12 protein-coding genes are annotated in these 14,730 nt (G+C 70.4%); 5 read left to right on the top strand and 7 right to left on the bottom strand.

Annotated elements, in window-relative coordinates; all coding sequences use genetic code 11:
• The first annotated feature begins 168 nt into the window (after positions 1–168).
• The 3 genes from G4D85_RS32555 to G4D85_RS32545 are packed head-to-tail and all read left to right on the top strand — an operon-like array spanning position 169 to position 5,052.
• Positions 169–1,530, top strand: a complete 1,362-nt coding sequence (locus G4D85_RS32555; RefSeq protein ID WP_164017943.1) for a hypothetical protein — start codon at positions 169–171, stop codon at positions 1,528–1,530.
• Positions 1,520–3,703: a hypothetical protein gene (locus tag G4D85_RS32550; protein ID WP_205525811.1), complete on the top strand. Its 2,184-nt coding sequence runs from the start codon at positions 1,520–1,522 to the stop codon at positions 3,701–3,703. Before G4D85_RS32555 ends, G4D85_RS32550 begins: the two co-directional genes overlap by 11 nt.
• Entirely contained in the window at positions 3,700–5,052 is a 1,353-nt protein-coding gene (locus tag G4D85_RS32545) for a hypothetical protein (protein ID WP_164017942.1), read from the top strand. Before G4D85_RS32550 ends, G4D85_RS32545 begins: the two co-directional genes overlap by 4 nt.
• Positions 5,053–5,114: 62 nt before the next feature.
• Here G4D85_RS32545 and G4D85_RS32540 read toward each other — a convergent pair whose 3' ends face one another.
• The 6 genes from G4D85_RS32540 to G4D85_RS32515 form a co-directional block, all read right to left on the bottom strand.
• Entirely contained in the window at positions 5,115–5,696 is a 582-nt protein-coding gene (locus G4D85_RS32540; RefSeq protein WP_164017941.1) for a protein-tyrosine phosphatase family protein, read from the bottom strand.
• On the bottom strand, positions 5,696–6,691 hold the full coding sequence (locus G4D85_RS32535; protein ID WP_164017940.1) for a hypothetical protein: 996 nt from the start codon (positions 6,689–6,691) through the stop codon (positions 5,696–5,698). The genes G4D85_RS32540 and G4D85_RS32535 overlap by 1 nt, the downstream gene beginning before the upstream one ends.
• On the bottom strand, positions 6,681–7,925 hold the full coding sequence (locus G4D85_RS32530) for a GtrA family protein (RefSeq protein ID WP_164017939.1): 1,245 nt from the start codon (positions 7,923–7,925) through the stop codon (positions 6,681–6,683). Before G4D85_RS32530 ends, G4D85_RS32535 begins: the two co-directional genes overlap by 11 nt.
• Entirely contained in the window at positions 7,918–8,850 is a 933-nt protein-coding gene (locus G4D85_RS32525; protein ID WP_164017938.1) for a phosphatase PAP2 family protein, read from the bottom strand. The genes G4D85_RS32530 and G4D85_RS32525 overlap by 8 nt, the downstream gene beginning before the upstream one ends.
• Positions 8,825–10,162: an inositol-3-phosphate synthase gene (locus G4D85_RS32520; protein WP_164017937.1), complete on the bottom strand. Its 1,338-nt coding sequence runs from the start codon at positions 10,160–10,162 to the stop codon at positions 8,825–8,827. Before G4D85_RS32520 ends, G4D85_RS32525 begins: the two co-directional genes overlap by 26 nt.
• A 541-nt stretch (positions 10,163–10,703) precedes the next feature.
• On the bottom strand, positions 10,704–11,228 hold the full coding sequence (locus G4D85_RS32515; RefSeq protein ID WP_164017936.1) for a pyridoxamine 5'-phosphate oxidase family protein: 525 nt from the start codon (positions 11,226–11,228) through the stop codon (positions 10,704–10,706).
• Between the two features lie 132 nt (positions 11,229–11,360).
• On the opposite strand from G4D85_RS32515, the gene G4D85_RS32510 reads away from it, so the two are divergent.
• Positions 11,361–11,855 carry a hypothetical protein gene (locus G4D85_RS32510; RefSeq protein ID WP_164017935.1) on the top strand — a complete coding sequence of 165 codons (495 nt, stop codon included), beginning with the start codon at positions 11,361–11,363 and terminating at the stop codon, positions 11,853–11,855.
• A 6-nt stretch (positions 11,856–11,861) separates the two neighbouring features.
• Here the strand turns inward: G4D85_RS32510 and G4D85_RS32505 are convergent, their stop codons facing one another.
• Positions 11,862–12,884: an aldo/keto reductase gene (locus G4D85_RS32505; RefSeq protein WP_240359625.1), complete on the bottom strand. Its 1,023-nt coding sequence runs from the start codon at positions 12,882–12,884 to the stop codon at positions 11,862–11,864.
• Between the two features lie 260 nt (positions 12,885–13,144).
• On the opposite strand from G4D85_RS32505, the gene G4D85_RS32500 reads away from it, so the two are divergent.
• A complete protein-coding gene (locus G4D85_RS32500; protein WP_205525810.1) occupies positions 13,145–14,638 on the top strand; it encodes an LA_2272 family surface repeat-containing protein in 1,494 nt (497 codons plus the stop codon).
• The last annotated feature ends 92 nt before the right edge of the window (positions 14,639–14,730 follow it).

Genomic DNA, 14,730 nt, shown 5'->3' with positions numbered 1-14,730 from the left:
CGCGAAGGAGCGAAAGGTGCCGCGACGCCGGGGCCCGTGCCCGACACCCGGCGATGGACAGACGCGCGGCTCAGGACGCCGTCCCTGTCTCCGGCGCGGCGCTTTGTCGGACTGGCCGGACAACCTCGACTCCTTCCCCCTTCCGGGAAGCCATCACGGGCGGTGTGTATGTCCATGAGTCGAGGCTGGGCCGTCGTGTCACTGCTGCTGGCCGCGGGCGCGGGGTGGGCGGAGGAGCCCGTGGAGCCCCATGGGGCGGGTGAGGAGGCCGACGCTCCATCCGCCTCCGTCCGTCCGGATGCGGAGTGGAGCTTCCTGGCGCGCCTGGAGGCCACGCAGCTGACGCTGCTGCCACGACATGGCGCGGGGGACGCCGAGGGCTTCGTGCAGGTGGAGCCCACGTGGGTGGTCGACGGTGGCGACACGTTCGGTCTCAACCTGGGCGCTCCGGTGCGGCTGCGCGCCTGGGGTGGCGGGGAGCGGGACGGCCTCGTACGCAAGGAGGACTGGGACAGCCTCTCGGACTGGGGACAGCTGGTGCGCCTCCTTTCGCTGGGAAGCGACGCGTCCCCGGTCGCGCTCTGGGCGGGCTCCCTGGACTGCTTCACGCTGCTGTCCGGGCACCTGGTGCGGCGCTACTCCAATCGAAGCAATCCCGACTACCACCCCGCGGGGGCGGTGCTTACCGGGACAGTGGGGCCGCTCTACGCGGAGGCGTTCGTCTCGGATGTGCTGGGCGCGCGTCTCATGGGTGCGGAAGTCGAGCTGGACGTGTGGCACGTCCTCTTCGGCCGGTCGGAGCAGCCCGGGCGCTACACACTCGCGCTCTCTTCCGTGCTCGACTGGGGCCGTGCTGGCAGTACCTCTCAGCGGGTGATGCTGGCGCATGTGGATGGCACGGCCGTCGTGTGGGTGCGCCAGGGCTTCGAGCTGCACCTGCTGGCTGGCGGGGGCGGGCGCCCGGGACGCGGAGGCGCATGGGGAGTGGTGGCGGGCGTGGGCGCGGACCTCGTGTCACCGACGCTGGACCTGTTGGTGAGGCTGGAGGCGCGACGCCAGCAAGGAGGCTTCCGCCAGGGGGCCTTCGGACCGGACTACGAGCTGGCGCGCTTCCAGACGGCGGGCACTTCGGGACTGCCGCTGGCGGATGCTCCCTTCCCCGAGGGGTACTCCGTCTTCGGTGAGCTGGTGGTGGGCTGGGACGCGGTGCGGTTGGGCGACCTCTTGCGGCGCCACCTGCGCCTCTCGTTGGGCGTCGAGGCCTTCAGTTGGGGCCGCGTGGACGCGGACGGGCGGCTGGCCGTGCAGCTCTTCGGGCGCGACGTCGAAGCGGCCGTCAGGGGCATGGCGGTGGGCCTGCGCCAGCCGGGGACGCGCTACCTGGCTTCAGGAGAGGTGCGCTGGCGCTTCCTTGGAGGGCGGCTGTACGCCATGGGCCAGGGGGGCACGCTGCTGTACCCCACGGCGGAAGGGGCGTTGCGTCCGGGCGCCTTCGCTTCGGTGGGACTGGGGGTGGACAATGCGCGCTGAGTCGCCGCCGCGCCGGTGGGCGGGGCTGGCCCTCGTCCTGCTCACCACCGGCTGCGCCTCGCTGTCGGACAGGGCTGCTCACGCTGGCGACCTGCCGTCTGCCCCGCGTCTGTCTCCCGCGTCGGTGCTGAGGCGCACCTCGGACAACCGACCCGGGGACGCCGCGCCATTCACTGCCTTCTCGGAGGCAGGTGCCGAAGAACGGCTGCGCCGCAGACGCGCGACGAAGCGCGAGCAGGGCTCGTCCGTGGCCGGGCCGCGTCAGGCCGAGTCCACCCGTGCGGAGTCTGGCACCCGCGGCGGCGTGCCTCCTGGATGGCCCTACCTGGAGTCCAGCGCGGAGGTGCTGGCGCCGTTGCTGGAGTGCGCCTCGCCCGCCGGGTTCGTTGCGCTGCAGCGCACGGTGGACATGCCACGCGTGGTGGAGTCCCTGGAGGCGTGGGATGCCGTCCGCCTCGGTGCACTGGGGCCCCTGGACGCGGAAGCCGCCGAAGTCCTGAACCGCAAGCGCGCCTCCTTCATCGTCACCGCCACGGAGAAGTACGGCGTCGCACGGGCGGAGGTGTTCGCCCTCTTCATCCTCCACTCCGCTTTCGACGATGAGCTGCGGCACCTGCTCCAGCTCATGGCTCGCGACAAGCAGCTGGGTGGGACGCTGGGGACGATGGGCGCCGTCCGCGAGCAACTGGAGCGGCGGGGGCTGAAGCTCTCCGAGTTCCCGGACCGGGGCGAGCGGGCGGGTGACGTGCTTCGGGGCCTGGGCCGTGCGGGCAGGGACGCCCTCTCCACCACCTCCGTGAGCGATGGGGCGCGCTATGTGGACTTCACGGCGAAGCGAGGGCAGCTGCCGCCGCCCTACCAGGAAGCGCTCGACGCGGTGGAGCAGGCGCTGATGGAGCAGCACTTCTCCCCGGGGAGCATGGCGCTGGGGAGCTTCGACCACCTGACCTTCGGCGTGCCGCTGGGTTTCTTCCACCTGGCTGCGGGGACGGGGCAGGGGGCGTCCTCGCTGGCGAAGGGCAGGTACGAGCAGGCCACGCGGGAGTTGGCGCCCGCGGCGCTGCTGGTGGCGCTGTATGCCGGAGGCCGCGGGGCACGCCACCTGTCCGAGGCCGGAGTCTCCGGGCCGGGCGGTTTGCGACGGCTCCAAGTGCCGCTGTCGTTGGAGGGGCTGACGCCGGTGGTGGACCGGCTGTCGGAGCGGCTGGGGGCCAGCGCTCTCGGAGAGGTGGTGCGGTACATCCAGGCGAGCCGGGAGGCAGGACTCCTTGTGGCGGAGTGGGGCGAGGTTGGCGCGGCGGCCCTCCACGAGGCGCGCGGCAACGTGCCGAAGGCGCAGGCGTACCTGGCGGAAGCGAAGTCTCCGCGCGCGGGGCCCGGCACGACAACGGCGGGAGGCCTGAAGCGTGGTGGCGGCGGGGCCGCCGAGGTGCGGGAGGCGGGCCCTCCTCCGGAAGTCCTGCGGGAGAAGTTGCTGCAGGCGGAGCTGGAGGCCACGGGCGCGCGCCTGCCCCGGGACGTGGAGGTGCTGAAGCAGCTCGCGCCCACGCTGGACACTCCTCCGCGCGGAGTCCCCGAGGGCACCGTGCTCTGGCGTGAGTACGTGACGTACCGCGAGAAGCGGCTGGGCGAACTCCTCGAGGGGAGGCCCGTCGAGGGGCCCCTCAAGTGGGAGGGCTACCAGGAGATGCGCGGGTGGTTCGCCCGGGGGCTGGAGTTCGAGCGGACGATGGTGTCCCGGTTGAAGGAGGACGCGGCCCTGCCGCGGGCCCAGCGCGAGTGGCTCGGGGACTTCGAAGCGCCTCGAATCGAGACGCACGTGGGCGTGGCGAAGGCGGACGTCCGCTATGTGGACGTGCTCGTCGTGGAGACGAGACCGCCCGTGGGCGTGCCGCCCCGCGTGGAGACCTTCAGCTTCAAGAGCCGGAATCTCTCGACATTGGATGCGAAGGACTTGAGGGCGCAGATGCAGGCGGATGCGAGAGACGCCTTGCGGTACTACGGTGAGGTGGTGCGCATCCGTCGGCCCGGGCTGGAGATGGAGGTGCGGGTGAAACGGGTCTGCCTCATCTATGAAGGGGGCGAACTGAAGCCCGACCGCACCAGTGCGTTGGAGCGTGTCATGCAAAACGTCAAAGAGAACGCCAAGACAGTGGAGGTGCAGTTCCAATGAAGCTGCTGACGATGCGGGACTTGAGCGTCAGGGACGACCTGACCCTCTTCTTTGACGGCGCTTTTGACCCGCAGGCCCGGCTGGAGCACGAACTGGCGCCTTTCCTCCTGGCGCTTGAGGAGCATGCGGGAGAGTGGATGCCGACCCTCGTCAAGGGGAAGCGGCAGCGCAACTACTCCCGCGATGCTTTCTGGAAGGCTCTAGAGGAAGGGCGTGACGAGGACGGTGCCATCATCGGGCTGCATCGCACGGGCGTTCCCGCCGTGTCGCTGACGCTCTGGTTGATGTCCCGACGGTCCAAGCTGGATATCAGCCTCCACATCCAGCCGCCCACATTCTTCGCGGATGCGGAGCGCAGCCGGCAATTCGTGGACCTGGTCCGCGCCTGGGCCTCACGGTATCCAACTCCGTATGCCATTGCCCACGGCGCTTCAGACATGGGGCTGACGGGCTACCCCAGCTTCGGTCGCGACGACAAGACTTGGAGTCTGGACAAGTTCGAAAAGGTCTACGAGGTGTTCTGGCTGAACGTCTTCGGCCCTGCTCTGGTGGAGACGGTGGGCCGCGAGCGCATGTTGTCGACGCCGGCCCACCGGGTGGAGGCGCTGCCCGATGGCTCCGTCCTCCTGGTGATGTGGCCCACCGCCACGGGCTTCGCGAGCGACGAGGCGCGGGTGGCGCAGGCCCGGGCGCACGTCCACCTGCGGCCGGAGCTGGACTTCGACACCGTGCTGCGCACCCTGCGCGAGCGCAGCGCCACCCTGGCTCCGGTGGAGCCCCGGTTCCACCCGGACGTGGCGCAACTGCTCTCGCGCGTGGTGGACGAGTCCGCCATCAGCAAGCGTCAGCGGACGATTGCTGGATTCAACACGAACCCGCCGCCCGAGCCCGAGGAGTGGCTCCCCGCCAACGCACCCCTGCCCTCGGACGTGGAGGACGCGGAGCGAGAGCGCGCGCACTACGCGTACCTCGCCGAGCGCCTCGTGGCGCTGCTGCACACCGACGTGCCGTCGGTCTTCGACGCGACGCCCGAGTCGCTGACGGACGTGGATTTCCACTTCTGGCATCAGGGCTTCCCGGAGCGGTTCGAGCGGTGGAAGGTGGACGAGCAAGCGGTGCCCGCGGTGGGGGCGTACCTGGGCCAGGTGCTGGTGAAGAACCTCGGAGGACAGTGGATACCGCGCAAGAAGCTGGAGGAGGCGCAGGTTCGCGTGGGCGACCGCGTGTGGCTTCCGTTCCTCCGGGCACACCGCTACATGCGCTCCACCCAGGCCCTGCTGGACTGCTCGCTCACCCAGCTCTACCGCGTCGCCGAGCGTCACCGCAGCGCAGAGCGCCCCCGAGGCTGATTCACCTTCCAGCCAGCGTCCTCGGCAACGCCGGGGCCGGCAGTGGATGGGAGGGGGGCGAGCTACGCCGCCCGGCTCGGCTTCCTCGCGGCCCACGCGGTGACGAAGTCCGCGAGGCCGTTGAGCTGCCGGTCATTCAGCGTGGCCTGCCAGCGCGCCTTGCGCACCTCGCGATACGCCACGGGCGCATCCGCGCCACGGGCCACCATGATGGCAAGTCCCATCAGCGGACCCCGGCCCACACCGTGCTCGCAGTGGGTGAACACCTGGCCGCCCTGTTCCAGCCGGGGCAGCGCCCACTCCACGCCGCGCATCAGCTGCTCCACCGAGGGCGGGTAGCGGTCCGTCACCGGCAGGTTCAGCAGCTCGATTCCCAGCGCCGCCAGCGCCTGCGCGTCGTCACAGCGCTCACCGCGCATATCAATCACCGCGGTGACACCGAGCGCCTTCAGGTCCGCGTACCGCGAGCGAGGCACCCCGCCGCCCACGAACAGCCACTCATTCACCCGCGAGACATTGAGGCCCTGTCCGGGCAGCTTCGTGGTCCACTCCACGCACCGCGCCACCGAGCGCAGCACCTGCTTGCGAACCCAGCCACGCACTCCCGGCACATGGTGCACGTCACGGAGCAGCGAGACGCTCACTACAGGTCTCCTTCGAGCGAGACCTCCAGCAGCCCCGCCACCGGCGCCTTCCCGGCGCGCTCCAGCACCGCGCGGTGCAGGTACGTCACCGGCGAGCCCACCACCGGCCGCACCAGTCCGCCCAGCATGCCCAGGTCCTCCACCGGCGCGCTGCGCTGCAAGAGCGCCGTGGAGCGCAGCACCAGCGCCGCGCCAGCATCACCGAACAGCTCCACCTTCCACACGCTGCGCTCCTTCGCGCCCTCGCGGCTCAAGGTGAAGTGCTCCAGCGAGCGGGGCGGCTCGCCCTGCTCCCACGTGTACACGGGGCCGAACTCACCGTCCTGGCCCTCGCGCGCCAGCAGCACCAGCCGCTCGCCGCCGCGCAGCGCCCGGAAGCGCACCCAGCGCTTGGCCAGCTTCGCCGGCGCAATCGTGGAGCGCGTGTGGTCCCCGTAGCCACCCCCCACGTGCGTCTCCTCCGCGCCCTTGGGCAGCTGCAGCAGCACCCGCACCGGACTGAAGGCCAGCGTCACCTCGTGGCGGTAGCGCGCGCTGCCCACCTCCACCTCCGAGCCCTCGGGAGATTGCGGCTCCACCGGCGCGGCGTACTCCAGCACCACCCGCCCGCCGTCCAGCGGCGCCTCCACCCGCGTGGAGCCGCTCTCCGCGCGCGCCGAGCATGCCCCCACCTGCAGGGTGCCGGTGCTCGCGTCGTATCTCCACTCCTTCTCGCCCACCTTCTTCTGCGGCGTCCACGCGCGCTGCCCGGGCTTCAGCACCGTCGCCCGGCAGATGCCGTGGCGCGAGCCCGGGCCGATGTTCGTCACCATCAACTGCACCAGCACGAAGGTGCCGCCGTCCAGGTCCCCGATGAAGGTGAAGCTCTCTCCGTAGTTGTCATGCGGGGAGGGCTTCGGCTCCAGCGTCCCGCCCGCCACCGCCACCGAAGGCAGCGCGAGCGTGGCGAGGAGCGCCACCATCATCGGGAACAGGAGACGGGCTTTACGCAGCATGGGGGCGCTGCTCCAAGAGCGGATCCGGCGAGGCGTTGTCGTTGAAGACATAATCGCGCTGCAGGGGCAGGTTCCACGCGAAGTACACGACGCCGCGCACCAGCCACCAACCCAGCGTGTACGCCAGCTGCGGATGCAGCGTCAGCAGCGCCACGCCGCCCGCGTTGAGCAGTGCACTCGTCCCGCTCACCACCGCGTAGCGCGCCAGCTGCCGCGACACCGCGGCCGTGCTCTTGAAGGTGAGCACCCGGTTGATGGAGTAGTTCACCACCGCGCCCAGCACGGAGCCCACCACCGTGGCCCAGGCGGGCAGAATCCCCGCCCACTCCACCAGCACCAGCACCAGCGCGAAGTCCGCCGCGGTGGCCACCGCCCCCGCCACGGCGTTGAAGCCGAGAATCGCCTTGCCGGAGCGCGCCTCCTGCCGCTTGGGCGCCAGCGTGCGCACCAGCGTCCGGAAGCGGGTGATGGCCGTGTAGTTGCTCATCACCGCCACGAAGACGAGCCCCACCACCGCCAGCCAGTGCATGGGGTGCTTCTCCTCGGGCCAGAAGACGGCCTCCAGAATCGGAGACAGCGCCGTGCCCACGCCCAGGAAGAGCACCCGCTCCAGCCGCTGCATGGCCCCGTCCCGGACACTCACGCCCAGGCCCTCACCCTTGGCGCGCACGTAGGGCACCAGCGACGAGCCCAGCAGCGCGAGCAGCGCCGGCAGCAGCACCCACGTGTCCCGGTAGTACCAGGCCAGGCCCATGAGCATCGCCGAGTCCACGTACCGGTCGAGCACCGAGTCGAGCGCCGCGCCGGCCGGGTTGGCCTCCTTGCGCGTGCGGGCGATGCGGCCGTCCATGACGTCGAGGATGCCCGCCGCCAGGAAGAGCCAGCCGCCGAGCGCGAAGCGGCCCGCCGCCAGCGCCACGCCGGCGGAGACGCCCAGCAGGCCCGACAGCATGGACAGCGCGTTGGCCGGCAGCCCCGAGCGCAGAATCACCGCCCACAGCGGCTGGATGACCCAGAAGAAGTAGTGTCGCAGGAAGAAGCCCACCAGCACCGTGCTGCCGCGCTTGAGCGTCTCCTCGTCCCGGGGAATGCCCTTGAAGGCGCACCGGATGGTGAAGAGCAGCAGCCCTCCGAGGAAGTAGGCGCAGGCCAGGATGGCGGGCGCCAGCGCCGTCCAGATGCGGGCGGACGGAGACAGGTTTCCACTCAGCCAGGCCACCAGAGTCTCAAGCACGGGTGTCTCCTCTAGAAGTCAGTGGCACGGTCATGGCCGCCGCCGGTACCGCCCGGCGCGCGAACACGGCCTCCACCGCCAGGTACGCGGCGATGGCTGCGACCATGCCCGCGAGCACGTCCAGGATGTAGTGGTGCGTCAGGTAGATGGCGGAGAAGGCGACCAGCGCGGAGAACGCCGCCGCGGGCACGCGCCAGGCCCAGCCCTTGTTCCACACGTAGAACACCACCATGAACGGGTAGGAGGCGTGCAGTGACGGCATCGCCCCGAAGACGTTGGTGTTCCGCGAGTAGAAGCTGGCGAAGTAGTTGATGCCCAGCAGCGCGTCGAAGCGCGCGGTGCCAGCGGGGCTGGGCAGCGCGGCGAGGTCCGCCGGACCGGGGCCGTACTTGAGCACGTACCAGGGCGGTGCCGCCGGATAGACGAGGTAGATGACCACGCCCATGGCGTTGACCACCAGGAAGGCCCAGCACAGCTTCTCGAAGCGTGTGTCCTTCTTCACAAAGAAGAAGATGGCCACGAGGAAGACCTCGTAAAGGTAGGCCGCGTACGAGAAGCCGCAGAGCAAATCCAGCACCGGGGTGAAGCGCGTGGCCCACCACTCGGGCCAGGTCGTGCCGCCCGGCGCGGGGAACCACTGGCGCTCCCATTCCCACAAATCACCCGTGTGGATGGTGCCCCGCAGGAACAGCCAGAGCCCCTGGCTGTCCAGCAGCATGCCGGTCAGCCATAGCGGGAGCCCGCCTGCCAGGAAGCGCCGCGAGCGGGGGCCCGCCCAGGCCACCCCCACCAGCAGCACGTCGGCAACGACGTGGTCCCACCGGAGCCGTCCGGTGGCCGCCACCAACACCACGTGGCCCACACCCAGCAGGGTGCAGAGCCACGTGAAGGGGGTCGCTCTACTTGTTGGAGAGTGGGAGGTCATCCCCGTAGTAGTCGAGTCCGAGGTGGGTGATGGGCTCTTCACCAGCGACGACGCGCAGCGTGTTCTTCAGCTTGGTGAGCTGGATGAACAGGTCATGCTCCACCGGCAGGCCGGGGTGCGCCATGGGGCTCTTGAAGTAGAAGGACATCCACTCCTGGATGCCCCGCCACTCCAGCCGCTTCGCCAGGTCCAGGAACAGGGCGATGTCCAACACCAGCGGCGCGGCGAGGATGGAGTCGCGGCAGAGGAAGTTGATCTTGATCTGCATCGGGTAGCCGAGCCACCCGGTGATGTCGATGTTGTCCCAACCCTCCTTCGCGTCGCCGCGGGGCGGGTAGTAGTGGATGGACACCTTGTGCGCGTACTTCTTGTACAGGTCCGGGTAGACCTCGGGCTGGAGGATGGTGTCCAGCACGCTCGACTTGGTGACTTCCTTGGCCTTGAAGGCCGCCGGGTCATCGAGCACCTCGCCGTCGCGGTTGCCGAGGATGTTGGTGGAGAACCAGCCGTCGAGGCCCAGCATGCGCGCCTTGAGCGCGGGGGCGATGACGGTCTTCATCATCGTCTGGCCGCTCTTGAGGTCTCGCCCGGCGACGGGGACGCCCTCCAGCTTCGCCAGCTCCTGCAGCGCGGGCGTGTCCACGCTCGCGTTGGGCGTGGCGTTCGCGAAGGCCACGCCCTCCTTGAGGGCCGCGTAGGTGTAGAGCGCGGTGGGGTTGATGTCCGGGCTGTTCTCGTCGAGCGCCTTCTCGAAGCCGGCCAGCGTCTTGAAGGACTCGGGCAGCGGGCGGAAGGTCTCCACGCTGCTGCACACCACCATGACGGCGCGCGTGGCGTTGAGCTCCTTCTTGAAGTCGCGGATGTCCTGGCGCAGCGCTTCGATGCTCTCGCGGTGCGTCTTGGTGGCCTTGGTGTGGTTGGCCTCGATGCGGCGGACGAACTCCGCGTCGTGCACGCCCTTCTTGGGCTTGATGGACTGGAGGAAGGGCTTCACCTGCTCCAGGTGCTTGTCGTTCAGCACGCCGGAGCGCACCGCGACCTGGTACGCGTCCTCGCTGATGATGTCCCAGGCGCCGAAGACGACATCCGGCAGCTGGGCCAGGGGGACCAGCTCGCCCAGCTTCACGGTACGGCCATCGGTCCGCTTGCCCAGGCGCGCGGTGCCCATCTGCGTCAGCGAGCCGATGGGGAGGCCCTTGCCCTGACGCGCCAGCTCCACGCCCGCCATCAGCGTCGTGGAGACCGCACCCAGGCCCGGCACCAGCACCGCCAGCTTGCCCTCAGGCTTCGTGACCTTCCTCGTGTTTTCCATCTTGGAGTTCTTCCTTCAAAGGGCGGAATCCGCGCCGCCTCGCTAGACGTATTCGAGTCCGCCGTATGCAATGCCGTCGGTACGATACCTATGGGGCATGCGGAAAATCTCGAAAGCGGATGGTTGATACCCTAAAGCGTTCTTGACTTCAACGTCATGTGGGTCGGGCGCTGTTACCACGCCGCGCGGCGATCTGGATGGAGCAGCCCCCGCCAGCTACAAGGCGGGACGAACGGGGCTGTCAGAGAAACACCACGACGTCCAAAGGGTGACACCCGCAAGACTCCACTCTGACAATATAGTCGGGGTGTCTGGGATGACCCGGGCTGGCACGCGGCGAGGCGCGAGGGGTTGAGCAGTGGGTGGGGTGGGAGCCTACAGGGGTGTGGAACAGGCAAGGCGGGTCCGGCGGGCCCAGTCATGGCGCCCGCGCCCGCCCGGCGCAACCGGAAGTCTCGAAAGATGAGATGTCCCGGCGCGGTGGTGCCGCCCCCTCCTTATATATGCGGGCGGGCCCCAGGCTGGAGCGCCCGGTGGGGCTTCAATGGGTCAGCGGGGCGTCGCCCAGGTCCAGCTTCTGGTTGTCGCCGGGCTGGTACGTCTCGCCGGTGAGGGCGGCCTTCACCATGCCGGCCAGCTGCACCATGCGGCTGTTGGGGGTGTCCCAGTACTCGGCGCGCTCCACGCGGATGCACAGCAGGGCGAGCTCTGGATCATCCAGACCCTCGGGGAACCAGGCCTTGAGGGTGGGGTTCCACAGCTCGCGGGCCTTCTCCTTGTCGAGTACCAGCCGGCAGCGGCCGCTCACGGAGACGTAGCGGTCCCTCGTCGGGTCCGAGTACGCGAGGCTGACGTGGTGGTCATGCTCCACCTCGCCCACCTTGGGTGAGTGCTCGCGGGTGAAGAACCAGAGCTCGCCGTCGAAGTCCCGGTCGTGGGTCCACATGGGACGGCTGCGCAGGCTCCCGTCCTCCTCCACGGTGGTCATCATCGCGACCTTGATGCCCTTGATGAGGTCTCCGAAGTGTTGGACGACCTCGTGCGTGTCCTTCTTCTTGCTCGCCATGGCTGTTCCTCCCTGGGGGCTCAAGGTAGGTCGCGAGGCGGGCGGGGAACACGGAGTGGCCGCCTGCTCGCCGCCAGGGCAGGCAGGCGGTGTGGTAGGTGGCTGGCCGCAGGTGAACAGCGAGGGTGACGGATGCTGAAGACGGCGTGGAACGAGTGGAGCCTCAAGGCACTGCAGCTCGAGACGGCGCTGCTGGCGCTGGAGGAGATTGAGCTGCCGGAGGAGCTGCACGCGCTCCAGGACTCGGCGGAGGAGAAGGTGCTGGAGCTGGCGCGCGCGTGGAAGGCGAGGCAGCCGGCGAAGGAGGCGCGCACGTGGGAGCGGCAGACGCTGCCGGCCGGCGCGCCGCAGGACGCCGAGCTGCAGGAGCTGGTGGCGGGCTTTCGCGAGGACAACAAGGAGTGGACGCTGCTGCGCGCCACCAGCGACAAGCGCGAGGTGGTGGAGACGGTGGTGTCCGAGGGCCGCGCGTGCATGGCCGCGGGCGGCGAGTACTACCTGGGCCAGTGGGACGCGCAGGACTCCGTGCTGGAGGTGGGCCGCGACGACGAATCGGGCGAGCCGGGCACGGGGCTGGTGCTGGAGCCCACGGGTGAGCTCCAGTACGCGCCGGACCCGGAGCTGTAGCGCGCGTCAGCCCTCGAGGGCGCGGGCCATGCGGGCGCGCTGCTTCTCGTCGGGCAGGCGTCCGAAGCCGGCGCGCAGGTTGTCGGCGACGTGGTCGGGCTTGCTGGTGGCGGGCAGCGGGCAGTGCACGGCGGGGTGGCCGAGGATGAACTTGAGGAAGAACTGCGCCCAGCTGGTGCAGTCGAACTCCGCGGCCCACTCCGGCAGGGCGCGCCCGCGCACGCGCTGGAAGAGCGAGCCCGAGGCGAAGGGCTGCATGACGAGCACCGCCACGCCATGTTCGGCGGCGGCGGGCAGCAGGCGCTTCTCCGCGTCGCGCTGCGCGAGCGAGTAGGGGAGCTGCACGAAGTCCAGCTTCTCCTCGCGGATGAAGCGCTCCAGCTCGTCGAAGGCGCCGCGCGTGTAGTGGGTGACGCCGACGTAGCGGATGCGGCCGGCGGCCTTCCACTCGCGCAGCACGGGCAGCTGCGTGCGCCAGTCCACGAGGTTGTGGACCTGCATCAGGTCCATTCGCCCCCGGCCCATGCGCTGGACGGAGTCGCGCAGCTGCGCGAGGCCCTCGTCCTTTCCGGTGGTCCAGACCTTGGAGGCGAGGAAGGGCGTCTTCAGCTCGCCGATGGAGTCGAGCAGGTCGCCCGTCACCTGCTCCGCGCGGCCGTACATGGGTGACGAGTCGATGAGGCGCGCGCCCGAGGCGAGGAAGCGGCGGAGGACCTCGGCCAGCGGGCCACGCTCGGAGGGGGCGGTGCCCACGTCGAACGTCTGCCAGGTGCCGAGCCCGATGACGGGCAGCGCTTCGCCCGAGCTGGGGATGGGGCGGGTGAGCATGGCTTCTCCTCGGGTGGTGGGCTTCGCGGGCGTGCCCGGCTTCGGCGGTGGCGCGGCCTTCGCGGGAGGGGGTGGAGGCGTGGCCTGCGCGGAGGCGACCGCCGGCAGCAGCAGTCCGCCGAGCCCCGCGGCGAGCACCTCGCGGCGGGTCGTCGTGGACGGACGGGGTTGATCCAGGTCGGAGGGCAATTCCGGGGGCATGACGCTGAATCTAGCGTCGGAGCCTGGAGGCCGGCGGGGACGAGGGCGCGAGTGGGTGGACAGGTGACAGTTCCCGCCCGGGGGCGCATGCACGCCTTCGCCCGAGCGGTGCCACGGGCGGGTGACAGCTTTTCGTGGTGCCGGTGTTTCCTTCCGCGAGAGGGGCGGCAACGTCCCCCGGTGAAGCTCTCTGTATGGCTCCGGTGCCCGCACGGTGCGGGCCGGGCCGCTCTTCGGAACAGTCCAGGAAGGTCCAGGCGATGAAGCGCAAGGTCTCGGTGTGTGCGGGGGTCGTGGCGGCGGTGGTGGCGTTCTCGGCCGGAGCCGAGGAGCCGAAGTCGGCGGGCGTGCAGGCCCCCGGCGCGGAGCAGGCAGCCGAGCCGGCTCCGTCGCGCCCGGACACGGCTCCGGAAGCGGTGGCCGCACCGGCCGCGCCGGCCGTCGACGGTCCCGGCACGGAGCGGGTCATGGTGGCGCCTCCGCTGGTGGACGCGGCGGTGGGTGGCGCGGTGAGCGCGGCCCCGGCGGCGGCCTCTCCGGTGGAGACGAAGGCGAAGGCGGAGCCCGTGGCGAGCGCGGAGGCGGAGGAGGTCCACATCCCGTTCAGCCTCTCGCTGGTGCCGGGCCTCAGCACGTCGGGCTTCCACACCGGCAACGTGGTCAACACCGTGTCCATCGGCCTGGTCGCCACGCATGCGAAGCGGGTGGACGGCGTGGCGATGTCGATAGGTGGCAACTGGGTGACGGAAGGGCTTCACGGCGCGCAGCTCGCGGTGGGGGCCAATGTGTCGCGAGGGCCGGTGACGGGCACGCAGCTGTCCGTGGGCGGCAACGTGGCGGGGGGCGACTTCTTCGGCATCCAATCCAGCGTGGGCGTCAACGTGGTGCGCGGGATGATGGAGGGCGCGCAGCTCACGGTGGGCGCCAACACGGTGGCGGGCGCGGTGAGCGGAGCGCAGCTCTCGGTGGGTGCCAACGTGGCGACGGGGTCGGTGCACGGCGCGCAGCTCAGCGTGGGCCTCAACGTGGCGGGCGGCCCGGTGCGCGGGCTCCAGGCAACGGTGGGCGCCAACGTGGCCTCGGAGGTGTCCGGCCTTCAGATGTCCTCGGGCGTCAGCTACGCGCGCCAAATCTCGGGCGGGCAGCTCTCCCTCATCAACGTGGGCGGCGAGGTGGACGGCGCGCAGGTGGGCCTCGTCAACGTGGCGGGCCGGGTGAAGGGCGTGCAGGTGGGCCTCCTCAACGTCGCGGGCACGACGGAGGGCGAGTCGGTGGGGCTGCTGAGCTTCGTCGGCAACGGCCAGGCGCACGTGCAGGTGTGGGGCAGTGACGTGGCGATGGCCAACGTGGGCCTGAAGCTGGGCGGCCGCCACCTCTACACGCTGCTCGCCGCGGGCTTCACCCCGCCCCTGGACGGCGAGAGCCGTCGCTATGTCCTTGGCGTGGGCGTCGGCGGCCATATCCCGCTCGGGCGCTTCTACGTCGACGTGGATGTGGTGGGCAGCACGCTCCACTCGCGCCGGCTGTACGATGACACCGAGCACGTGCTCGGCCAGGTCCGGCTGATGGCGGGCTTCCAGGTGGCCCGGCGCTTCGCGGTGTACGGCGGCGTCACCGCGAACACGCTCGTCAGCTGGGACGCGGATGAGCGCTGGGACGAGCTGGGCATCGGCCCGGAGTGGCGGCAGGTCTCCGACGGAGGCAGCACCGTCGTGCGGACGTGGCCGGGCGTGCTGGCCGGCGTGCAGCTCTGATTCTGTCCTCCTGACGGAGCCCGGTTCGCCCGGGACGGTGGAGGACCCGGCCCCTCGGCGGCGCACTCCGCCGCCTGCCTGCCGAGCGCCCG

Source organism: Pyxidicoccus trucidator, from assembly GCF_010894435.1.
Classification (GTDB): Bacteria; Myxococcota; Myxococcia; order Myxococcales; family Myxococcaceae; genus Myxococcus; species Myxococcus trucidator.
This window is presented reverse-complemented; position numbering and strand designations above follow the sequence as displayed.

Coding starts and splice junctions, on each gene's coding strand:
- G4D85_RS32505 (WP_240359625.1), bottom strand. CDS start 12,884: ATGCCCCCGGAATTGCCCTCCGACCTGGATCAACCCCGTCCGTCCACG.
- G4D85_RS32500 (WP_205525810.1), top strand. CDS start 13,145: ATGAAGCGCAAGGTCTCGGTGTGTGCGGGGGTCGTGGCGGCGGTGGTG.
- G4D85_RS32535 (WP_164017940.1), bottom strand. CDS start 6,691: ATGCTGCGTAAAGCCCGTCTCCTGTTCCCGATGATGGTGGCGCTCCTC.
- G4D85_RS32550 (WP_205525811.1), top strand. CDS start 1,520: ATGCGCGCTGAGTCGCCGCCGCGCCGGTGGGCGGGGCTGGCCCTCGTC.
- G4D85_RS32555 (WP_164017943.1), top strand. CDS start 169: ATGTCCATGAGTCGAGGCTGGGCCGTCGTGTCACTGCTGCTGGCCGCG.
- G4D85_RS32525 (WP_164017938.1), bottom strand. CDS start 8,850: ATGACCTCCCACTCTCCAACAAGTAGAGCGACCCCCTTCACGTGGCTC.
- G4D85_RS32520 (WP_164017937.1), bottom strand. CDS start 10,162: ATGGAAAACACGAGGAAGGTCACGAAGCCTGAGGGCAAGCTGGCGGTG.
- G4D85_RS32510 (WP_164017935.1), top strand. CDS start 11,361: ATGCTGAAGACGGCGTGGAACGAGTGGAGCCTCAAGGCACTGCAGCTC.
- G4D85_RS32545 (WP_164017942.1), top strand. CDS start 3,700: ATGAAGCTGCTGACGATGCGGGACTTGAGCGTCAGGGACGACCTGACC.
- G4D85_RS32515 (WP_164017936.1), bottom strand. CDS start 11,228: ATGGCGAGCAAGAAGAAGGACACGCACGAGGTCGTCCAACACTTCGGA.